The organism is Pelodictyon luteolum DSM 273, from assembly GCF_000012485.1.
Classification (GTDB): domain Bacteria; phylum Bacteroidota; class Chlorobiia; order Chlorobiales; family Chlorobiaceae; genus Chlorobium; species Chlorobium luteolum.
Genome location: NC_007512.1, coordinates 776,936 through 801,361 on the forward strand (window position 1 = coordinate 776,936; position 24,426 = coordinate 801,361).

The window sequence follows — 24,426 nt, forward strand, 5'->3', positions numbered from 1 at the left end:
TTTCCGTGCATCGCCCCGTTCGCCGGAGAGACTCAGCCGACGCGTATTTCGGAGTAGTCACCGATGTTGATTTCGTGCGGGTTGCCCGAAATCGAGGCGTTGTTGCCGACAATCGAGCTGTTGATCATGATGTGGGCCACCTTTGCGCTTGTGCCGATGATGGAGTCCCGTACGATGGCATCGGTAATGACTGCCTGTTCGCCGATGGTGGTGTTTGGTCCGATGATGGCGTTCTCGATGCGCGCGCTGTCGGCAATGAACACCGGCTCGTTGATGATGCAGCCGGGGTATGGTTTTGCGGGGATTGCTTTCCTGAGAAGGATCTCGTTGGTGGAAAGCAGGGTTTCGGGTTTGCCGCAGTCGTACCAGCCGTGGACGGGGAAGACCGAGAACGGTTCTCCGCCTTCGATCATCAGCTGCAGGGCGTCGGTGAGCTGGTACTCGCCCTTGGTCTTGATCTCATGGTTGATGAGATGTTCGATGGCGCTGAAAAGCGGAGCGGCTTTCTGCAGGTAGTAGAGGCCCACGATGGCGAGGTTGCTGACCGGAGTATCGGGTTTTTCGACCAGCTTCCTGATGCGGCCTCCTTCGGTGACTGCAACGCCGAATCGGCGGGGATCGTCCACCTCCCTGACTCCGAGGGTGGAGACGGGGCTCTCTATGACGGGCTGAAGATCGACGTCGAAGATGGTGTCGCCGAGGATGATGAGCAGCGGGTCCTCTTCTTCGATGAAGGGCTGGCACATCCAGATGGCGTGGGCGAGGCCGAGCCGTTCGGGCTGGTTGACGAAGGTGAACTTGATGTCATAGTGTTTTTTCAGCCACTCCTCGACCATGTCGCCGAGATAGCCGACGATGACGATGGCCTCATCGATTCCTGCTGCGATGAGCTTGTCCATGATATGGCCGATAATGGGCTTGCCCGCGACGTTGAGCAGCACTTTCGGGTGGGAGAAGGTATGCGGGCGGAGGCGTGAGCCGACGCCTGCAACAGGAATGATCGCTTTCATGGGTTTGCTCTTTAGCGTGGTTCATTGTTCGGCCGGCAGAAGTTGCCTGCATTGCTTCTGCATGTTACTAAAAAGGGGCGTAAAACTGAACTGCTATGATTATATGGTGGAGCTTTCGGGCGGGGGAGTACGGGGTGCTGCATCGTAGCAGTGAATTCGATTCATAGTATGAGGCATAGGTGTGCTTTGTTTTTTTTGTCAACAAGATACGATACTCAGGAAGCGGCATATTTAGGGGGTGCTGAAGAATGCACGCCATCGTCCAGCGGAACTAAGGCAGTTCTGGATATTGCTCTGCATGTCATTTTTTCGCTCACGGGAATCTTCGACTGGATTCATGCAACCCGGCGCAAAAAAAGAGTGGCAGGCAGCCGGCCCATATTCACTCTCAGGAAGGTTATGGGGAGCACACTTAGATTGCTGTTCAACCAGTATCTGCATCTTCTTGGCATTCCTCTGTTCATCCGTCGAATGGCGTTTCAGGAGTTCCTTGTTAGCAAGAAACTGAGCTCCAAACCCCTCGGCTTGCAGGTCCTGATAGGATGGGCATCCTTGCTGTACGCTGTTTTCAGCTACCTTCCTGAGGCACTTCTTCGCGGCTGAGCAGTCCCGTGTCGTGCCCATGCCCCGGACATATGCTACGCCACGGTTGAACGGTGCCGGGCCATATTCTTGTCCGGCAGCGAACCGGTTCCATTTCATGGCCGCTGCGTGGTTTTCAGGAACACCTTTTCCTCTCTCGTAAAGAAAGCCAAGGAAGAACACTGTTTTGGCGTGGTTCTGGTCAGCTGAAAGGCGGTGCCGTCTGGTGGTGTCATCATGATTGTGAGGTCCCAATCGACCGAGCTCATACCGTATCCCTGGCTGGCATTGCATCTCGCTGTCAGCAAGACTGGCGTCTGAGTTTTGGATGGATATACGCTCGGGTGCAGGAGTCGGTTTACTTGATGCAACCGCCACAGGCGCGGAGTCCCTTTTTTTTTGTTCTCCCCGGACGATCATGGGCTGATCGGGCATGCCCACCGTTCTCTTTTCAAGCAAAGAAGGAATCGCAACACCAGCATATCGCCCGATAAGCAATTACAATTCCCGCATCAAGGACGTAATTGCAAGACATCAAGCTGCACAATACCGTGTCATTGACTTTAGGCAGGTCACGCCACGTCAGGCATTCGCGCAAAGGATGCCTGAACTGTTCGGGTGTGGATGGTTGCCGGAGCCTTCTCTTGTCAAGCCGATTCCAGGGATATGATGTTTACGGTGCCGATGATGATCTGCACATACTCCCAGTAACCGCGCAACAGCTTCGTTTCAGCCATGATGCGTATTTTGTTTTCCGTCATGAGCGGAACCCTGCATACAGAGAGAAATCCGGTTAAGATATTTATCAAGTTTAACCGGACTTCCTGAATACACTCCGGGGCATAGATCGCCGTAATATGTCTGCCAGACATAACCTCTGCCGTATACCCCATCAGTTTGGTGAATGCCGGGTTTACATGAACAACCTTTCCTTGCATATCAAAGATGAAAACCGGCTTTGGTTCCATTGCGAACGTATTTGCGTCGACAAACACAAACTCATCGGTTTTGTCTTCGAACAAGCTGCAGGTGTCCTCTTGATTTCCATTGCCGGATCCCACGTGTAGATCATCCAGCCCTGAAAGCAATTCACAGATGTTGAGCCCCAGTGCCCTGGCGAATTTGTTGTAGCTCTGCAAAGTTACACTCTGTGCGCCTCGCTCAACCGTTCCGATATATGTGCGATGAAAGCCGGCTTTTTCAGCGAATGCCTCCTGTGATAGCCCCCTGCGAACTCTTTCTCTCCGGATTCTTTTTCCGATAAATGATAAAAGCTCATGCTCAGTCATGTTTTTCCTTGCCATGGCGCCGCTGTTTTTTTGTAAGTCGTGGTTAGTTCGGTGGAACCTCCCTGTCTTTCCCTACAGAACAGCTATAAAGGAAATAGCACTGGAGCGCCAGTGGCGCTTACCGGTGCATGGTCGATAACCATGTTCCGGGCTGCTTGGCAGGGCCCGTTCTGTTTCCTTCTTTCGGGGATTTGGGGAGCCACTTCACAGAGGAACTATCCCGATAACGAACGCCTGATGTATACGCCCATAGCGAACGGCTGCACCTGTTTGTCCGTGCATCGGTGTCGCCATCCGGCTGCGTATCCGAAAAAAAACTCCATATCCGGTCGGCCTGACGATCGGGGGTGCATGAGGGTGAAGATTCTCATGACCATGCCCTGATGGTTGCTGCTTGGTTCCTCTCTAAACGGACAGACACATATGATGGCTCTTGAAATACAGTATGCAAAACGTAGATCTCACCTGGAGGTTCCGGATCAGGTCGGATGTATCGGGCCTGTTCAATCTGGTTCTATGTGCAGGCCGGTCAGGACAGGAGTCCGGGTGCGGATGTTTCCTTCATGTTTGAGGTGAAGCTGAGGAGCCATTGTAATCGGGGTTAGATGGCTCATGAACCGGGCGATTTATCATGATGATGCAAGAGAGAGTGATGTGCTCGTTGAGCTGACAGCCTGATGAACCTTCTTGGATGTTGACACACTGCTTCATAGCTGTTCTGCCCGTTCTTTTGTGGATTGCCATTTGTCGAGAGACAGGCTCTATCATCCCCCTCCCCCCACACACGGCGTGATTTCCCTCAGCAATAATGGATACGGAATCAATGCGCATTTATTTGCCTATGACGGTATATGTCTGAGAGACCGGCGTATTGTGTTGCATTGCCCGAGCTCGACAGCGTATGGCTCATGCCTCGTGCTCCAGCTGGACTCGATCCCCCTTGTTTGGACTCTTGTGCCTGTCAATCTGGCTCTGGGCTGATGGTCGGTTAATGGGGTGAATACTATAGTAGCTATAGTAATGATTATAGTTGATATTGATATGCTTTCTGAGTAAAATTCAGAGGTAATGGTTGTATATCGGACCATTTTGGTGTGCTAATGCGCCTCATTCTGTGCATCGTAGCCCGCGTTGGTCTCATAGAGAGGTTATTCTTGCTCTTGGTTTGTTCATACTTCCGAGTTGTCTTCTATAGTGATCAAACGTATTAAAGTGTGGCTACTATAGTAATCGTACTGTCTGTTATGGTTGATATATTGGTGGTTAATGGATACTCTCATTGTAAGTATCGGTAGGCCATGATTGTTTCAGTATGTGAATAGCCGTGATTTTATGCCGATTTCCCGCTGTAGCCCTCATTTCATCTTCAGTGCAGTGGGTTATGTGTTGAACCCTATCAGCAATTAGCAACAGATGTGTTCGATTTCGAGTGCAGAGGGAGTGTTTGTGTTCCTGTGGTTTTTCAGCCCGTAGTGGCAACCATGACCTTTGCTGTATTTCCGTTTGTCTCCGGTCAATCCTTTCCTGGGCGAAGTATTCCTGCTCTGGATCGGTGCCGGAATAGTATGAATTTGTTTTCTACCCCAAAACCTAAATAGGAGAACCCAATGTCTATCACTCTCAATGAAGATTACAGCGCGCTCAGCCTTAGTTTTCTTGTAAGTTTGCTTGGTGATGATTCTACCATACTTACGCTGTCAGTGTCCGCCGGCCATCTTATTCTGACCGATGGTGGCGCAAGTCCGGATGTGACGATTGAAGGTAGCGGTACCGATAGTGTTACTGTTACTGCCAGTTCAAAAGCTGATCTTGCTGACTGGCTCGCTGATATGGTGAATAATAGCTCAATCTATATCACTGCCTTCAATTCTCTGGAGCCTGTTACGCTTGACTATGTTATTGATAATGGGACGAGTGACGATATCACGGGCACTGAGCAGCTTGTGTTTACTCCTGTTAATGACCCGGCATGCCTTGACATGAACGGTTCCGATGAGGTCGGCTGCACATATGTCACGAAGTGGATTGTTGGCTCAGTAGATCCGATTTCCATTCTTGATAAAGATTGGGTATCGGGAGATCCTGATGGAGTGAGCATGATTACAAGCGCCATCATTACCTTGAGTGGGCGGTTGGATGTGATTGCTTCTGAGTTTCTGTCGACGTCATTGGAGGGTGCTACGACGTATGAGGGTGAGTCAGGAACTATCACGATTTACGGAGACTCGACTAGGAGCATTATCCTTAGCGGGGATGCCAGTCTTGCGGATTATATGGCTGTAATCAGCGGCATCGTCTATCAGAATACGTTACCGAATACATCAAAGACTGGGGATAGGGTCGTTACGATTTCAATGACCGATGTGGACGGGATTGCGGCAAATTCTTCAGCTATATCGTTACTTACTCCCATTGATGTGACTCTGGTGAATGAGGGTGACCGGATTTTCATTGATACTGGTGACGGGATGGTTGATAGCGGCCTGACGGTGCTGATGGTAAAGGATGCAACCCATGTCATAGCTTCAGGTGAGTTGCCGATATTTGATAGCGCGTTTGCTGATGGTCATTATTTTCTCAATTTTCTTGCGCCGACTGCCGATCCCGATGCCGAAGAGTGGAGCACTGATGAGTTAGAAGGTGTACCGACTGTGCTCACTACGACCATTGTCGTTGCAAAAGTGCCAATTGTTGACCTTAATGGAGCGGCAGTCGGATCTGATGGCACGCTTGCGTATCTCGAAGGCGACTCATCTGCGTTCATAGCGCCCGTAGGTACTATTACGAGTCTCGAGGCAACCATGGCGTCTCTGGTTATAACATTATCCGGAGTATTGGATGATGCTCATGAGAGCTTGTCTTTTACCGGCACTCTTCCTACCGGGGTTACTTCTTCAGTCTCGTCTTCTGATGGTACGTATGTTCTGACTCTCTCCGGGTCAAAGGCCATTGCGGACTACCAGGCGCTTCTCCGGACAATTATCTATACCAATACATCTGAAAGCCCTGATGTAACGGATGTCAGAACAATTACTGTTTATGCCACCAATACTGGTGGTGTTGAAGGTATTTCTCAGGAGGTAGCTGTAACTGTTGCTGGTGTCAATGATGCTCCAGTCATCACTCCGGTTGTCGTTACTGGAACGGTGGTTGAGGATGTGGTTTTTTCTGCAAGCGGGTCAATGACCTATGCGGATGTTGATGTGAACACTGACACGATGACTGTTACGATTTCTGAGTCGACAGTGACATCGTTCGATCAAGAATTGACAGCCGAACAGATAGCTGCCATCAAGAGTGCTTTTTCAATTGTTCCAGAGAGCGGTACCACGGGGGTCACTCCAGCCGGCAGTGTCTCCTGGACCTATGTTGTAGGTGCTCATGAGCTTGATTTCCTTGCCTATAATGTAACAGTGGCCGCTGTGTTTACGATTTCTGTGGACGACGGCCATGGAGGGATCGACGCCCAGAGTGTTACAATCTCAATTACGGGTACCGATGATGCTCCGGTGATTACTGTGGCTGAGGGTGATGCATCAATAGGCATCGTATCGGAGGACGTTGCTGTAGTTGTCGATAATCCGAATACGGTTGATGTAGAAAACGGCGGATATATTGTGGCAAGCGGGATGCTTTCATACAGTGATGCTGATGCTGCCGACGAACTGAGCATCGTGTCTTACGCGCAGCAGGGTGGTGCCACCTCCAGTGAGGGTGTTGTTGTCACATCGGCGCTTGCAGTAGCCCTGTCCTCTGCTCTTGTGGTGGGTTCGATTTCCGGGAATAGCGGTGACTTTGACTGGAGCTTCGCCCTAGATAATTCCCTCGTACAGTACCTCGGCGCAGGGGATTCTGTGACAGTCAACTATCTGATTACGATTGCCGACAACAGTGGCGCTGCTGATAACGCAGCTCAGCTCCTTAGCATTACTGTCAACGGGACTAATGATACGCCGGTGATTAGCTTTGCTTTGGGCAATGATGCCGGAGCTGTTGCCGAGGATGGTGCTGAAAGCCTTACCGCTGGTGGGACTGTCTCCTTTTCTGAAGTTGATGCGTATGACGAATTGTCATCCAGCGTCGACTTGACTTCAATCGAGTGGAGTGCTACAGATGCTGGCGGTGCGCATATCCCGTTGCCGGATTCTTTCGCCACTGCACTTGAAGGTGCAATGTCGATTGTACAGAGCGGAATAAATGATGGATCAATTGGATGGAACTTTGAGTTAGAGAACAATCTGACGCAGTTCCTGGCAAAGGATGAGGTCGTAACAGCCGTGTTCACCATCACGGTGGATGACGCCAAGGGTGGCACAGACACCCAGGACGTGACCATCACGCTGACAGGCTCCAACGACGCACCGGTAATCACGGTGGGTGAAGACGGGAGCATAGCTGACTTACTCACTGAAGCTGACGGCGCACTGAAAGCCGATGGTACGCTGAGTGTCGAGGATCTCGACACCACCAACTCGGTTGCAGTGAGCGTAGACTCGGTAGCTGCCTCTCAGCTAGACGGTTCCGGTGTAGCCATGGCCAGAGACAGCAGTGAACCGGCCAGTGCAGACTTGCTTGCAATGCTGACGGCCACAGCGGACCCGATTGACGGCACAGTAACGACCGGGGATATTGCCTGGGCATTCAACAGCGGTAGCGAAGCCTTCAACTACCTTGCAGCCGGAGAGAAACTGGTGTTGACCTACACGCTGACAGCCAGCGATGGAACAGCCAGCGACGACCAGACTGTGACGATAACGATCACTGGCACGAACGACATTCCAAGTGTTGACGTGACGGATGTTAAGCCCATTTTGGAGTCCACTGATGCCCATGCACAGGTTCTTGCGGATAGCGGTACAGTGACCTTCAATGATATTGATAGCACTGACCTGATAGACGTCACATGTGCCTATAATGAAGATATTGTATGGAGCGGAGGTACAATCAATGGAGCTCTTGCAGTTGCACTTGTTGACGGGTTCAGTGTCGATACCGGAGACAATCTCGAAGCTCCGGGGAACACAGCTTGGAATTATAGTGTAGCTGGTGTTGATCTTGACTTCCTTTCCGAGGGGGAGACAATCACTTTTAGTTATACAGTGACGGCAACGGATACACAAAGTGCAAGCAGCACCGACACCGTAGAAATCACGATCAGCGGCACGAACGATGTGCCGGTGGTAACCAACGAAGCAGAAGCGCTTGCAGGAGAAGTCGTTGAAGCCGGTAACCTGGATGACGGAGAAGTAAGCGCCGGTACGGTAAGTGCTACAGGAACGCTGAGCTCGAGTGATGTTGATGCCAGTGCCACCGCCACCTGGAGCCTGCTGGGCACCCCGAGTACCACATACGGCACAATGGCCATCGACAGCGCCAGCGGCTTCTGGACCTACAGCCTGGACAACAGCCTTGAGGCAACGAAGGCACTGGATGAAGGCGAGAGTGCAACCCAGACCTACACCGCCCGGGTCACGGACGACAAGGGAGCCTATGTTGACCAGACCATCACGATCACGATCAGCGGCACGAACGATGTGCCGGTGGTAACCAACGAAGCAGAAGCGCTTGCAGGAGAAGTCGTTGAAGCCGGTAACCTGGATGACGGAGAAGTAAGCGCCGGTACGGTAAGTGCTACAGGAACGCTGAGCTCGAGTGATGTTGATGCCAGTGCCACCGCCACCTGGAGCCTGCTGGGCACCCCGAGTACCACATACGGCACAATGGCCATCGACAGCGCCAGCGGCTTCTGGACCTACAGCCTGGACAACAGCCTTGAGGCAACGAAGGCACTGGATGAAGGCGAGAGTGCAACCCAGACCTACACCGCCCGGGTCACGGACGACAAGGGAGCCTATGTTGACCAGACCATCACGATCACGATCAGCGGCACGAACGATGTGCCGGTGGTAACCAACGAAGCAGAAGCGCTTGCAGGAGAAGTCGTTGAAGCCGGTAACCTGGATGACGGAGAAGTAAGCGCCGGTACGGTAAGTGCTACAGGAACGCTGAGCTCGAGTGATGTTGATGCCAGTGCCACCGCCACCTGGAGCCTGCTGGGCACCCCGAGTACCACATACGGCACAATGGCCATCGACAGCGCCAGCGGCTTCTGGACCTACAGCCTGGACAACAGCCTTGAGGCAACGAAGGCACTGGATGAAGGCGAGAGTGCAACCCAGACCTACACCGCCCGGGTCACGGACGACAAGGGAGCCTATGTTGACCAGACCATCACGATCACGATCAGCGGCACGAACGATGTGCCGGTGGTAACCAACGAAGCAGAAGCGCTTGCAGGAGAAGTCGTTGAAGCCGGTAACCTGGATGACGGAGAAGTAAGCGCCGGTACGGTAAGTGCTACAGGAACGCTGAGCTCGAGTGATGTTGATGCCAGTGCCACCGCCACCTGGAGCCTGCTGGGCACCCCGAGTACCACATACGGCACAATGGCCATCGACAGCGCCAGCGGCTTCTGGACCTACAGCCTGGACAACAGCCTTGAGGCAACGAAGGCACTGGATGAAGGCGAGAGTGCAACCCAGACCTACACCGCCCGGGTCACGGACGACAAGGGAGCCTATGTTGACCAGACCATCACGATCACGATCAGCGGCACGAACGATGTGCCGGTGGTAACCAACGAAGCAGAAGCGCTTGCAGGAGAAGTCGTTGAAGCCGGTAACCTGGATGACGGAGAAGTAAGCGCCGGTACGGTAAGTGCTACAGGAACGCTGAGCTCGAGTGATGTTGATGCCAGTGCCACCGCCACCTGGAGCCTGCTGGGCACCCCGAGTACCACATACGGCACAATGGCCATCGACAGCGCCAGCGGCTTCTGGACCTACAGCCTGGACAACAGCCTTGAGGCAACGAAGGCACTGGATGAAGGCGAGAGTGCAACCCAGACCTACACCGCCCGGGTCACGGACGACAAGGGAGCCTATGTTGACCAGACCATCACGATCACGATCAGCGGCACGAACGATGTGCCGGTGGTAACCAACGAAGCAGAAGCGCTTGCAGGAGAAGTCGTTGAAGCCGGTAACCTGGATGACGGAGAAGTAAGCGCCGGTACGGTAAGTGCTACAGGAACGCTGAGCTCGAGTGATGTTGATGCCAGTGCCACCGCCACCTGGAGCCTGCTGGGCACCCCGAGTACCACATACGGCACAATGGCCATCGACAGCGCCAGCGGCTTCTGGACCTACAGCCTGGACAACAGCCTTGAGGCAACGAAGGCACTGGATGAAGGCGAGAGTGCAACCCAGACCTACACCGCCCGGGTCACGGACGACAAGGGAGCCTATGTTGACCAGACCATCACGATCACGATCAGCGGCACGAACGATGTGCCGGTGGTAACCAACGAAGCAGAAGCGCTTGCAGGAGAAGTCGTTGAAGCCGGTAACCTGGATGACGGAGAAGTAAGCGCCGGTACGGTAAGTGCTACAGGAACGCTGAGCTCGAGTGATGTTGATGCCAGTGCCACCGCCACCTGGAGCCTGCTGGGCACCCCGAGTACCACATACGGCACAATGGCCATCGACAGCGCCAGCGGCTTCTGGACCTACAGCCTGGACAACAGCCTTGAGGCAACGAAGGCACTGGATGAAGGCGAGAGTGCAACCCAGACCTACACCGCCCGGGTCACGGACGACAAGGGAGCCTATGTTGACCAGACCATCACGATCACGATCAGCGGCACGAACGATGTGCCGGTGGTAACCAACGAAGCAGAAGCGCTTGCAGGAGAAGTCGTTGAAGCCGGTAACCTGGATGACGGAGAAGTAAGCGCCGGTACGGTAAGTGCTACAGGAACGCTGAGCTCGAGTGATGTTGATGCCAGTGCCACCGCCACCTGGAGCCTGCTGGGCACCCCGAGTACCACATACGGCACAATGGCCATCGACAGCGCCAGCGGCTTCTGGACCTACAGCCTGGACAACAGCCTTGAGGCAACGAAGGCACTGGATGAAGGCGAGAGTGCAACCCAGACCTACACCGCCCGGGTCACGGACGACAAGGGAGCCTATGTTGACCAGACCATCACGATCACGATCAGCGGCACGAACGATGTGCCGGTGGTAACCAACGAAGCAGAAGCGCTTGCAGGAGAAGTCGTTGAAGCCGGTAACCTGGATGACGGAGAAGTAAGCGCCGGTACGGTAAGTGCTACAGGAACGCTGAGCTCGAGTGATGTTGATGCCAGTGCCACCGCCACCTGGAGCCTGCTGGGCACCCCGAGTACCACATACGGCACAATGGCCATCGACAGCGCCAGCGGCTTCTGGACCTACAGCCTGGACAACAGCCTTGAGGCAACGAAGGCACTGGATGAAGGCGAGAGTGCAACCCAGACCTACACCGCCCGGGTCACGGACGACAAGGGAGCCTATGTTGACCAGACCATCACGATCACGATCAGCGGCACGAACGATGTGCCGGTGGTAACCAACGAAGCAGAAGCGCTTGCAGGAGAAGTCGTTGAAGCCGGTAACCTGGATGACGGAGAAGTAAGCGCCGGTACGGTAAGTGCTACAGGAACGCTGAGCTCGAGTGATGTTGATGCCAGTGCCACCGCCACCTGGAGCCTGCTGGGCACCCCGAGTACCACATACGGCACAATGGCCATCGACAGCGCCAGCGGCTTCTGGACCTACAGCCTGGACAACAGCCTTGAGGCAACGAAGGCACTGGATGAAGGCGAGAGTGCAACCCAGACCTACACCGCCCGGGTCACGGACGACAAGGGAGCCTATGTTGACCAGACCATCACGATCACGATCAGCGGCACGAACGATGTGCCGGTGGTAACCAACGAAGCAGAAGCGCTTGCAGGAGAAGTCGTTGAAGCCGGTAACCTGGATGACGGAGAAGTAAGCGCCGGTACGGTAAGTGCTACAGGAACGCTGAGCTCGAGTGATGTTGATGCCAGTGCCACCGCCACCTGGAGCCTGCTGGGCACCCCGAGTACCACATACGGCACAATGGCCATCGACAGCGCCAGCGGCTTCTGGACCTACAGCCTGGACAACAGCCTTGAGGCAACGAAGGCACTGGATGAAGGCGAGAGTGCAACCCAGACCTACACCGCCCGGGTCACGGACGACAAGGGAGCCTATGTTGACCAGACCATCACGATCACGATCAGCGGCACGAACGATGTGCCGGTGGTAACCAACGAAGCAGAAGCGCTTGCAGGAGAAGTCGTTGAAGCCGGTAACCTGGATGACGGAGAAGTAAGCGCCGGTACGGTAAGTGCTACAGGAACGCTGAGCTCGAGTGATGTTGATGCCAGTGCCACCGCCACCTGGAGCCTGCTGGGCACCCCGAGTACCACATACGGCACAATGGCCATCGACAGCGCCAGCGGCTTCTGGACCTACAGCCTGGACAACAGCCTTGAGGCAACGAAGGCACTGGATGAAGGCGAGAGTGCAACCCAGACCTACACCGCCCGGGTCACGGACGACAAGGGAGCCTATGTTGACCAGACCATCACGATCACGATCAGCGGCACGAACGATGTGCCGGTGGTAACCAACGAAGCAGAAGCGCTTGCAGGAGAAGTCGTTGAAGCCGGTAACCTGGATGACGGAGAAGTAAGCGCCGGTACGGTAAGTGCTACAGGAACGCTGAGCTCGAGTGATGTTGATGCCAGTGCCACCGCCACCTGGAGCCTGCTGGGCACCCCGAGTACCACATACGGCACAATGGCCATCGACAGCGCCAGCGGCTTCTGGACCTACAGCCTGGACAACAGCCTTGAGGCAACGAAGGCACTGGATGAAGGCGAGAGTGCAACCCAGACCTACACCGCCCGGGTCACGGACGACAAGGGAGCCTATGTTGACCAGACCATCACGATCACGATCAGCGGCACGAACGATGTGCCGGTGGTAACCAACGAAGCAGAAGCGCTTGCAGGAGAAGTCGTTGAAGCCGGTAACCTGGATGACGGAGAAGTAAGCGCCGGTACGGTAAGTGCTACAGGAACGCTGAGCTCGAGTGATGTTGATGCCAGTGCCACCGCCACCTGGAGCCTGCTGGGCACCCCGAGTACCACATACGGCACAATGGCCATCGACAGCGCCAGCGGCTTCTGGACCTACAGCCTGGACAACAGCCTTGAGGCAACGAAGGCACTGGATGAAGGCGAGAGTGCAACCCAGACCTACACCGCCCGGGTCACGGACGACAAGGGAGCCTATGTTGACCAGACCATCACGATCACGATCAGCGGCACGAACGATGTGCCGGTGGTAACCAACGAAGCAGAAGCGCTTGCAGGAGAAGTCGTTGAAGCCGGTAACCTGGATGACGGAGAAGTAAGCGCCGGTACGGTAAGTGCTACAGGAACGCTGAGCTCGAGTGATGTTGATGCCAGTGCCACCGCCACCTGGAGCCTGCTGGGCACCCCGAGTACCACATACGGCACAATGGCCATCGACAGCGCCAGCGGCTTCTGGACCTACAGCCTGGACAACAGCCTTGAGGCAACGAAGGCACTGGATGAAGGCGAGAGTGCAACCCAGACCTACACCGCCCGGGTCACGGACGACAAGGGAGCCTATGTTGACCAGACCATCACGATCACGATCAGCGGCACGAACGATGTGCCGGTGGTAACCAACGAAGCAGAAGCGCTTGCAGGAGAAGTCGTTGAAGCCGGTAACCTGGATGACGGAGAAGTAAGCGCCGGTACGGTAAGTGCTACAGGAACGCTGAGCTCGAGTGATGTTGATGCCAGTGCCACCGCCACCTGGAGCCTGCTGGGCACCCCGAGTACCACATACGGCACAATGGCCATCGACAGCGCCAGCGGCTTCTGGACCTACAGCCTGGACAACAGCCTTGAGGCAACGAAGGCACTGGATGAAGGCGAGAGTGCAACCCAGACCTACACCGCCCGGGTCACGGACGACAAGGGAGCCTATGTTGACCAGACCATCACGATCACGATCAGCGGCACGAACGATGTGCCGGTGGTAACCAACGAAGCAGAAGCGCTTGCAGGAGAAGTCGTTGAAGCCGGTAACCTGGATGACGGAGAAGTAAGCGCCGGTACGGTAAGTGCTACAGGAACGCTGAGCTCGAGTGATGTTGATGCCAGTGCCACCGCCACCTGGAGCCTGCTGGGCACCCCGAGTACCACATACGGCACAATGGCCATCGACAGCGCCAGCGGCTTCTGGACCTACAGCCTGGACAACAGCCTTGAGGCAACGAAGGCACTGGATGAAGGCGAGAGTGCAACCCAGACCTACACCGCCCGGGTCACGGACGACAAGGGAGCCTATGTTGACCAGACCATCACGATCACGATCAGCGGCACGAACGATGTGCCGGTGGTAACCAACGAAGCAGAAGCGCTTGCAGGAGAAGTCGTTGAAGCCGGTAACCTGGATGACGGAGAAGTAAGCGCCGGTACGGTAAGTGCTACAGGAACGCTGAGCTCGAGTGATGTTGATGCCAGTGCCACCGCCACCTGGAGCCTGCTGGGCACCCCGAGTACCACATACGGCACAATGGCCATCGACAGCGCCAGCGGCTTCTGGACCTACAGCCTGGACAACAGCCTTGAGGCAACGAAGGCACTGGATGAAGGCGAGAGTGCAACCCAGACCTACACCGCCCGGGTCACGGACGACAAGGGAGCCTATGTTGACCAGACCATCACGATCACGATCAGCGGCACGAACGATGTGCCGGTGGTAACCAACGAAGCAGAAGCGCTTGCAGGAGAAGTCGTTGAAGCCGGTAACCTGGATGACGGAGAAGTAAGCGCCGGTACGGTAAGTGCTACAGGAACGCTGAGCTCGAGTGATGTTGATGCCAGTGCCACCGCCACCTGGAGCCTGCTGGGCACCCCGAGTACCACATACGGCACAATGGCCATCGACAGCGCCAGCGGCTTCTGGACCTACAGCCTGGACAACAGCCTTGAGGCAACGAAGGCACTGGATGAAGGCGAGAGTGCAACCCAGACCTACACCGCCCGGGTCACGGACGACAAGGGAGCCTATGTTGACCAGACCATCACGATCACGATCAGCGGCACGAACGATGTGCCGGTGGTAACCAACGAAGCAGAAGCGCTTGCAGGAGAAGTCGTTGAAGCCGGTAACCTGGATGACGGAGAAGTAAGCGCCGGTACGGTAAGTGCTACAGGAACGCTGAGCTCGAGTGATGTTGATGCCAGTGCCACCGCCACCTGGAGCCTGCTGGGCACCCCGAGTACCACATACGGCACAATGGCCATCGACAGCGCCAGCGGCTTCTGGACCTACAGCCTGGACAACAGCCTTGAGGCAACGAAGGCACTGGATGAAGGCGAGAGTGCAACCCAGACCTACACCGCCCGGGTCACGGACGACAAGGGAGCCTATGTTGACCAGACCATCACGATCACGATCAGCGGCACGAACGATGTGCCGGTGGTAACCAACGAAGCAGAAGCGCTTGCAGGAGAAGTCGTTGAAGCCGGTAACCTGGATGACGGAGAAGTAAGCGCCGGTACGGTAAGTGCTACAGGAACGCTGAGCTCGAGTGATGTTGATGCCAGTGCCACCGCCACCTGGAGCCTGCTGGGCACCCCGAGTACCACATACGGCACAATGGCCATCGACAGCGCCAGCGGCTTCTGGACCTACAGCCTGGACAACAGCCTTGAGGCAACGAAGGCACTGGATGAAGGCGAGAGTGCAACCCAGACCTACACCGCCCGGGTCACGGACGACAAGGGAGCCTATGTTGACCAGACCATCACGATCACGATCAGCGGCACGAACGATGTGCCGGTGGTAACCAACGAAGCAGAAGCGCTTGCAGGAGAAGTCGTTGAAGCCGGTAACCTGGATGACGGAGAAGTAAGCGCCGGTACGGTAAGTGCTACAGGAACGCTGAGCTCGAGTGATGTTGATGCCAGTGCCACCGCCACCTGGAGCCTGCTGGGCACCCCGAGTACCACATACGGCACAATGGCCATCGACAGCGCCAGCGGCTTCTGGACCTACAGCCTGGACAACAGCCTTGAGGCAACGAAGGCACTGGATGAAGGCGAGAGTGCAACCCAGACCTACACCGCCCGGGTCACGGACGACAAGGGAGCCTATGTTGACCAGACCATCACGATCACGATCAGCGGCACGAACGATGTGCCGGTGGTAACCAACGAAGCAGAAGCGCTTGCAGGAGAAGTCGTTGAAGCCGGTAACCTGGATGACGGAGAAGTAAGCGCCGGTACGGTAAGTGCTACAGGAACGCTGAGCTCGAGTGATGTTGATGCCAGTGCCACCGCCACCTGGAGCCTGCTGGGCACCCCGAGTACCACATACGGCACAATGGCCATCGACAGCGCCAGCGGCTTCTGGACCTACAGCCTGGACAACAGCCTTGAGGCAACGAAGGCACTGGATGAAGGCGAGAGTGCAACCCAGACCTACACCGCCCGGGTCACGGACGACAAGGGAGCCTATGTTGACCAGACCATCACGATCACGATCAGCGGCACGAACGATGTGCCGGTGGTAACCAACGAAGCAGAAGCGCTTGCAGGAGAAGTCGTTGAAGCCGGTAACCTGGATGACGGAGAAGTAAGCGCCGGTACGGTAAGTGCTACAGGAACGCTGAGCTCGAGTGATGTTGATGCCAGTGCCACCGCCACCTGGAGCCTGCTGGGCACCCCGAGTACCACATACGGCACAATGGCCATCGACAGCGCCAGCGGCTTCTGGACCTACAGCCTGGACAACAGCCTTGAGGCAACGAAGGCACTGGATGAAGGCGAGAGTGCAACCCAGACCTACACCGCCCGGGTCACGGACGACAAGGGAGCCTATGTTGACCAGACCATCACGATCACGATCAGCGGCACGAACGATGTGCCGGTGGTAACCAACGAAGCAGAAGCGCTTGCAGGAGAAGTCGTTGAAGCCGGTAACCTGGATGACGGAGAAGTAAGCGCCGGTACGGTAAGTGCTACAGGAACGCTGAGCTCGAGTGATGTTGATGCCAGTGCCACCGCCACCTGGAGCCTGCTGGGCACCCCGAGTACCACATACGGCACAATGGCCATCGACAGCGCCAGCGGCTTCTGGACCTACAGCCTGGACAACAGCCTTGAGGCAACGAAGGCACTGGATGAAGGCGAGAGTGCAACCCAGACCTACACCGCCCGGGTCACGGACGACAAGGGAGCCTATGTTGACCAGACCATCACGATCACGATCAGCGGCACGAACGATGTGCCGGTGGTAACCAACGAAGCAGAAGCGCTTGCAGGAGAAGTCGTTGAAGCCGGTAACCTGGATGACGGAGAAGTAAGCGCCGGTACGGTAAGTGCTACAGGAACGCTGAGCTCGAGTGATGTTGATGCCAGTGCCACCGCCACCTGGAGCCTGCTGGGCACCCCGAGTACCACATACGGCACAATGGCCATCGACAGCGCCAGCGGCTTCTGGACCTACAGCCTGGACAACAGCCTTGAGGCAACGAAGGCACTGGATGAAGGCGAGAGTGCAACCCAGACCTACACCGCCCGGGTCACGGACGACAAGGGAGCCTATGTTGACCAGACCATCACGATCACGATCAGCGGCACACTGGATAGGTATACGCCGACAACCCATGTGACATTCTGGAAGGATAATACCGCTGATGACGGTTATAACCCTCTCGCACTTGAGGGCGTCACGACCGGTTATGTGCCTGATGTCACTTCCAGTACTGAGGACACTATCGAGTTCAGGGACATGTCCGTTGCACTCAATGACGCTGGCGCCTATAGGGACTATACCATGGATGTGTGGAAGGCAAACAAGGTTGAGGATGTCAACACGTTTACGCTGAAATTCGATCTCCCCACAGGTACGACCTATGAATGGGACGCAGCGGATGTGTTTACTACTGGATGGAACATCTCTGAATACCAGAATGATCAGACGGTAACCATCGTCGGGTATTCATTGACTGAAACAATCGACGACGCTGCTGTTCAGTTGGGCACGCTGACATTCAGTGGCAACCTCAACACCGATACCCTCAACCTTACAGGCGGGGTGCTCACTGCGGTTAATCTAACCGACTTTAGTGAAGACAGTACAGCAACAGGCACGATTGTGCTGGATCCTGTGATGACGGATACTGATGCCACTGGTGCAGACGCGTTGGAAGCAGCAATTGACCAGGGTGGGTACAGCTTGTTGTCCTCTGCGAGTATCGCAATTGCAGATGGTACGGTATCGAACATCGACATGGTGATTGCGGCGATGATTGTGGCTGCCGATGACAGTGCTGAAGACTCAAATCTTATTGGCAACTACACTCTCGCGCAGTTGTATGCGGCAGATGTTGACCACAGCGGTACGGTTGATGCAACAGATGTTGCATTGATCGGGCAGATGTCTGCTGGCGTGACGGAGGCTCCGGCCAATGAGTGGATTTTCGTGGCGGCTGATGTTGCTGATGATGCCGCTACGGGTACAAGCGTTGACTGGACTAAAACCCTTACCGAGATTGATCTGCAGAGTAATGCAACGGTCGAGCTGGTCGGTATCGTCAAGGGTGATGTGAACGGCAGCTGGGTAGGTTAACTGTGGCGGTATGACTGCTGGTAGCTGTTGAGCTGCTACAAGGTAAAGGACGGTAAAGGACCCTGCACATGGTTTATGGACCGTGTGCAGGAGCCTGGTTGGTAGAGCAGGTTATGCCCGCATGGGCCTATAAATGCTAGTGATTAAGGAGATGCAATGAAAAAACAAGTGGAAATGTGTCTTGGAGACCAAATCCGCAGTGAGCGGTATCGGAAAAATCTTTCGCAGTTAAGCCTCTCGCAACAATGCGGTCTGCATAGGTCCTATATCGGGTTGATTGAAAGAGGTGAAAAAAACATCACTGTTATCAACTGTATGAAAGTCGCGAATGCGTTGGGGATTTCATTATCTGAACTGATTGCAAGGGTGGAATCGTCACTGATTTCACGGGACTGTTTAGCCGAAGTGTCATGATGATGACCGTTTTTGTGTGTAAGAGTTGCGGGATCAGTCTTGCCCGGAAGCCGTATAGGGGAGTGGATTTCATATGAGAACCGCATTCATTGGTTCAGGCATGATGGATTATGCTTGGATAGATGCGTTCGGATTTTCGCGCTCCTTTGCACGTCTCGGTCAAAGGACTCTTTTGGTATGGCTTGTTGATGAGGAACCACCGTTGCAGTATGCAGTGCATGATGGTGGAGATGGGTTGGGGAAAAAGGGATTTCCCTTTGGGCTGCAGTCGGATGAGGATGTGCAGGACGCCATCAGGCCCTGCACAGAACCGAATCTTGATGTTATGTGGTTCAGGAAGAGACCAGCCCAGCTTGATATGGCGCTTTCCTGCATGCATGATATGTCCTCATTCCTGAGTGATAAACTCAACGCTGTGTCTGATGGGTATGTGCATGTGATTCTAGCGGGCTATGAAGAACAATACAGGCATTTGAGCATAAGCATGCTTATGGCTGCTGACTCACTGGTCCTGTCCGTTGATGTAGCACAGTATTCGCTTGATGACATCGTCCGATTGCTCGTGAATATCGGCACGGTTAGCTACCAGTCGAAACAAAGACTCAGTGTTGAGGCAGTGTGCCTCCGCGGCTACGATGCAAGACTGCAGAGCAGTCAGCTGGTGCGCAATGAATTGATGATGATTTTCAATGCCAAAGTGCTTGACAGTGCATTGCCCTCTATGCGTCATTCCTCACCACCGTCTTCGGTATGGGTCACGAACGGTAATGAGCTCGCGTATCAACGACTGGCCAATGAGATTTCACCCCGGATGAGTCGAACTGCATCTGCAATAAAACGAAGACAGCGGGCGTAAGCTGTTGTTCATGGAAAAGGACGAGAAAAGTGGGAAGAAAACTATGCTGTTTCAATGATAAAACTGACTGAACAAGATGTGATGAAGGAGCTGAAGGCGGCGCTGACGCCGTATGTGTTGCGTTCCTTCCTCATCAGTATCGTTACCAGTCTCCTGGTGCTGACCCCGAGCCTCTATATGCTTGAAGTGTACGGGCGGGTTCTCAACAGCCGGAGCTATATGACGCTTTTGATGCTGACGGTGCTGGTCATCGGGTTGTATATGTTGCTGGAGGTACTCGAATGGGTCCGGTCTGTCCATATGCAGGAGGGGGCAGCCGAACTTGATGTTTCGCTTCGAAAACGGGTGTTTTCCGCTGTGTTCGATGCAAGGTTGCGAAGAACTCCCGCTGGCTCGATACAGGCATTCAATGACGTAAAGATCATCCGCGATATTCTCCCCTCTGTTGCATTTCTCTCACTCCTTGACGCCCCCCTCGCACTCATTACACTTGTGCTGCTCTTTATCATCAATCCGCTTATCGGCTGGTTTGCTGTTGGCGGTTTTATTCTGCAGCTCCTTATCGCCGTTCTCAATGAGCAGAGTACTCACGAAGATTTGAGTGAGGCCTCGCGCAATGCAATGGCATCGCGTCAGTATGCTGACGGAGCCGTCAGAAACGCGCAGGTCATTGAGTCCATGGCCATGTTTCAGGGTATCCATGACCGCTGGCATTCGATCCATCAGGATTTTTTGCGCCAGCAGGCAGTTGCTTCCGATCATGCCTCTTCATACAGCGTGCTTTCAAAGATGGTGCAGATGGTGGTGGGCGCACTGCTTCTCGGGGTCGGCGGCTGGCTGGCCATTCACGGCTATATCAGCGGCGGGCTTGTGATTGTGGGCTCGATACTCGGCACGCGCGTCCTTGCTCCTCTGGTACAGCTTATTTCCGGCTGGCGCTCTCTGGAGGCCGGCAATACTTCGTTGCATCGTCTTGCATCCCTGCTTGCGGAATTTCCTGAAAGGGTTCCTTCGATGCCTCTTCCGGCACCCGGAGGGCGGCTTAGCGTCGATGGCCTTGTTGCTGCGCCTCCGGGATGGAGTGTTCCGTTGATCAAGGGGATCAGCTTTCTGGTTCCTGAGGGCGGATCCCTTGCCATCGTCGGCCCGACAGCTGTCGGCAAGAGTACACTCTTGCGGATACTTGTCGGGGTACAGTCTTTTCTGCAGGGGAGCGTCAGGCTAGACGGTGTTGATCTTCATGCATGGAACAAAGATGAACTCGGGCCGTATGTCGGCTACCTGCCGCAGGAAGTCGAACTGTTTGAGGGAACACTCGGCGAAAACATCGCACGCTTTGGCGATATGGATCGGGAAAAGCTGTCGGAAGCCTGCCGCAGGGTTGGGCTTGTTTCGATGATCGAAGAACTGCCGGATGGGTTCGATACCCAGATCGGGCCTGACGGGCTGTTTCTTTCCGGTGGGGTCCGTCAGCGGGTCGGCCTTGCCAGAGCAATCTATGGTTCCCCCCGGTTCGTTGTGCTTGACGAGCCGGATTCCAGCCTTGATGGCGCAGGAGATATGTTTCTTGCAAAGCTCATTGCACAACTGAGTATGGAGGAGGTGACGCTTGTTGTCGTCTCTCAAAGGAAAAGCATCATTGACCAGATGGACCGGGTGATGATCATGGATCGCGGCATGGTAAAGATGATTTCGCCGCACGCTGATGCAGAGGCGGTTCCGGGAACGGGTGTACCCGGTCCCGGGCAGGTAGATAAGGGGGTAACATCATGAAGTGGACCGATATTGAACAATTTCGTGTCGGCAAGGTTCTCCTGATGCTGAAGAAGGAGTTTCTCTGGGTCGGGGTATTCAGTCTTGTTGCCAATGTCCTGATGTTGACTCCGACGCTCTACATGCTGCAGATCTACGACAGGGTGATGAAAAGCGGGAGTGAACTGACGCTTTTCGTCCTGACCGGTATCGTTCTTTTCCTTTTTGCGGTTATGGGTATTGCCGAGTGGCTTCGTTCACGACTGCTGGTGCGCATCGGAGTCCGGCTTGATGAAGAACTCAACTCACTGTTGTTCCATGCGGGCTTTTCGGCGTTTCTGCGCAACGAGTCCCATAATACAGTGCAGATGTTCAATGATTTGACCAACATCCGGCAGTTTCTCACCGGGGTTGGCGTAATCGCTTTCTTTGACATGCCATGGACACCGGTCTATATCCTGGTCATGTTCATGCTTCACCCCGTTCTCGGACTCATCGGGCTCGTCTTTGCCGCGGTACAGGTCATGAGTGCATGGAAGAAGCGTTCGGCGCTTGCCGAGCGGATAGAAGGCGCTTCAGACGCGCATGTCAATGCAACCGGGTATGTCCAGGGTAAACTGGGTAATATCGATGCAGTCTACGCAATGGGTATGCTTGAACCGCTTCGGGAGCGTTGGCTTGTACGCCATGAAGCATCCGTGCTTGCGGCGGAGGAGTTCCAGAAACTGCAGCAGCGGGAGCAGTCGTATGCCAAATTCACCCGTTATCTCATGCAGTCCTTTACCCTGGCGGCCGGTGCTGTTCTCGTGCTTCGCGGTGAGGCGAGTTCCGGCGTCATGATTGCCGGCAATGTGTTGATGGCCAGGGCCCTTGCGCCGCTTGACATGATGGTGTCGACGGCCAAACAGTATGCCCAGGCATTTGACGGATTTCGCCGCATCGAGACCCTTCTCGACGGATTTGCAGTCCCGGAGCAGACATTGCAGTCCCAGGACTTGAGAGGTGTGGTCCGTATTGACGGACTTGTGGCAACAGCCCGTCAGGGAACTGTACCGATCCTTAATGCAATCACCGCGGAATTCCGGCCCGGAGAAATTGTGGCGATTCTCGGCCCGAGCGGATCGGGAAAGTCCACCCTTGCCCGATGCTGCATCGGGGTCTGGCCGGAATCTAACGGCAATGTGCTTATCGACGGGATTCCTGTCGGAGAGTGGGACCGGTCGATTCTCGGTCCACATATCGGGTACCTCCCGCAGGATGTAGAGCTCTTCGAAGGGAGCGTTGCTGAAAATATTGCACGCTTCGGAGAAGTGGATCCGGAAAAGGTCGTTGCGGCAGCGACAAAGGCCGGTATTCATGACATGGTCCTTTCATTTTCCAAAGGCTATGATACCGCAATCAGTTTCGGCGGAAAGGAGCTATCAGGGGGCCAGCGCCAACGCCTTGCCTTCGCCCGAGCCCTCTATGACAACGCATCGATTCTGGTGCTTGATGAACCTGACGCAAATCTCGATGAAGCGGGTGAAGGAAGCCTCAAGCGTGCGCTCAGAAAGGCTGCCGACGAGGGCAGGACAGTCTGTGTCATAACCCATCGTCCAGGCGTGGTCGCTCTGGCTGACCGTGTCATGGTAATGAGCGCTGGGCGGATATTGCATGATGGCAGCCGCGATGATGTGTCTCGGGAATTGATGAAGAGTAAATCGAAATAAACGCAGGAGAGTTCACCCTCATGAAGAACAAAGAGAATATTCGGCCGGTGACCGGCGAAGACATAACGGAACGGAAACGGAAAGCGTTCGAGCGCTTCAAGTATAGCGGCAATGTCATCCGCCTTGGAGTGATTGTCCTTCTGATAGGATTCGGCGGGTTCCTGCTCTGGTCGGCACTTGCTCCGCTTGATGAGGGCGTGCCGTGCAACGGTTCGGTTACCGTATCGACGAAAAGCAAGGTGGTAGAGCATCTCCACGGTGGTATCGTACAGGCGGTCCATGTCCATGAAGGAGAAATGGTGGATGAGGGTGCGCTGCTGCTTACCCTTACCGATGAAGACGCGCTTGCCCGGTATCGTGAGGTGTATGAACGCTATCTTGTTCTTCGGGCCACAGAGGGCCGGCTTGATGCTGAAGAGCGGGGTGCCGGGCGGATTATATTCCACAGGGATGTCGTCGGTTCACCCGACGTGCAGCTTGCGGCATCCATCATGGAGAACCAGCGGGCATTGTTTGCTGCCCGAGTTGATGTGGTTCATGCATTGCGTCAGCGTCTGATTGGTGTCAAGGCTATGGTGGCTGACGGGTATATGACCATGTACCAGCAGCTGGAACTTGAAGAACGGCTTGCCGACCTGGACTCCCAGCGTGCCTCGGAGCGGGCGGATATCCAGATGCAGGTGGATGCTTTCGCAAAAAAGACTCTGGCGATGCGAGATGAGCTGAAGCGCAGAGAGCTTCGCTCACCGGCTTCCGGTCAGGTGGTCGGCCTGAAGGTGCAGACGGTCGGCGCCGTCATTACTCCGGGGGAGACGGTTATGGAGATTGTACCGCTCGATGAATCCCTGATGCTCGAGGTCCATGTTGATCCACAGCTTATTGACCGCATCTCGACAGGTCTTCCTGCCGATGTGCGTTTTTACAGCTTTGCCCATTCTCCAATGATGATGGTTGATGGCGTTGTGGAGTCGGTTTCTCACGATCTGCTGTTCGATCAGTCACGCGATCCGCGTATGCCTGGAGCCTCATACTACCTAGCCCGCATTTCTCTTACCCGCGAAGGGATGCAGTCGCTGGGAACCCATCGTCTTCAGGCAGGAATGCCGGTTCAGGTGGTCATCAAAACGGGTGAACGCTCGCTTCTTACCTATCTGCTGCATCCACTGATGCAGCGGATGTCGGCATCGCTTAAGGAGGAGTGAGATGATGAGAGCCCGAACT

At 54.9% G+C, this 24,426-nt stretch carries 9 protein-coding genes; 6 read left to right on the forward strand and 3 right to left on the reverse strand.

Features of this window, described 5'->3' with window-relative positions:
* Nucleotides 1-32: 32 nt before the first annotated feature.
* From PLUT_RS03515 to PLUT_RS11300, 3 genes are all read right to left on the reverse strand, one after another.
* Nucleotides 33-1,010 (reverse strand): sugar phosphate nucleotidyltransferase, encoded by a 978-nt coding sequence (locus PLUT_RS03515; protein ID WP_011357426.1) that lies wholly within the window; start codon nucleotides 1,008-1,010, stop codon nucleotides 33-35.
* Nucleotides 1,011-1,241: 231 nt separating this feature from the next.
* A complete protein-coding gene (locus PLUT_RS11050; RefSeq protein ID WP_011357427.1) occupies nucleotides 1,242-2,090 on the reverse strand; it encodes a tetratricopeptide repeat protein in 849 nt (282 codons plus the stop codon).
* A 149-nt stretch (nucleotides 2,091-2,239) separates the two neighbouring features.
* Nucleotides 2,240-2,896: a helix-turn-helix domain-containing protein gene (locus tag PLUT_RS11300; RefSeq protein ID WP_081423669.1), complete on the reverse strand. Its 657-nt coding sequence runs from the start codon at nucleotides 2,894-2,896 to the stop codon at nucleotides 2,240-2,242.
* A 1,592-nt stretch (nucleotides 2,897-4,488) separates the two neighbouring features.
* Between PLUT_RS11300 and PLUT_RS11675 the strand changes: the two genes are divergently transcribed.
* The 6 genes from PLUT_RS11675 (at nucleotide 4,489) to PLUT_RS03550 (ending at nucleotide 24,407) form a co-directional block, all read left to right on the forward strand.
* Entirely contained in the window at nucleotides 4,489-18,474 is a 13,986-nt protein-coding gene (locus PLUT_RS11675; RefSeq protein WP_011357429.1) for a VCBS domain-containing protein, read from the forward strand.
* Nucleotides 18,475-18,648: 174 nt separating this feature from the next.
* Nucleotides 18,649-18,888, forward strand: coding sequence for a helix-turn-helix domain-containing protein (locus tag PLUT_RS11390; RefSeq protein ID WP_238974636.1), 240 nt, complete (start codon nucleotides 18,649-18,651; stop codon nucleotides 18,886-18,888).
* A gap of 73 nt (nucleotides 18,889-18,961) precedes the next feature.
* Complete coding sequence (locus PLUT_RS03535; protein ID WP_011357431.1) at nucleotides 18,962-19,744, forward strand: ParA family protein; 783 nt, start codon at nucleotides 18,962-18,964, stop codon at nucleotides 19,742-19,744.
* A 54-nt stretch (nucleotides 19,745-19,798) separates the two neighbouring features.
* Complete coding sequence (locus tag PLUT_RS03540) at nucleotides 19,799-21,517, forward strand: type I secretion system permease/ATPase (RefSeq protein WP_011357432.1); 1,719 nt, start codon at nucleotides 19,799-19,801, stop codon at nucleotides 21,515-21,517.
* Complete coding sequence (locus tag PLUT_RS03545) at nucleotides 21,514-23,205, forward strand: type I secretion system permease/ATPase (RefSeq protein WP_011357433.1); 1,692 nt, start codon at nucleotides 21,514-21,516, stop codon at nucleotides 23,203-23,205. The genes PLUT_RS03540 and PLUT_RS03545 overlap by 4 nt, the downstream gene beginning before the upstream one ends.
* Nucleotides 23,206-23,225: 20 nt before the next feature.
* Nucleotides 23,226-24,407, forward strand: coding sequence for an HlyD family efflux transporter periplasmic adaptor subunit (locus PLUT_RS03550; RefSeq protein WP_011357434.1), 1,182 nt, complete (start codon nucleotides 23,226-23,228; stop codon nucleotides 24,405-24,407).
* The last annotated feature ends 19 nt before the right edge of the window (nucleotides 24,408-24,426 follow it).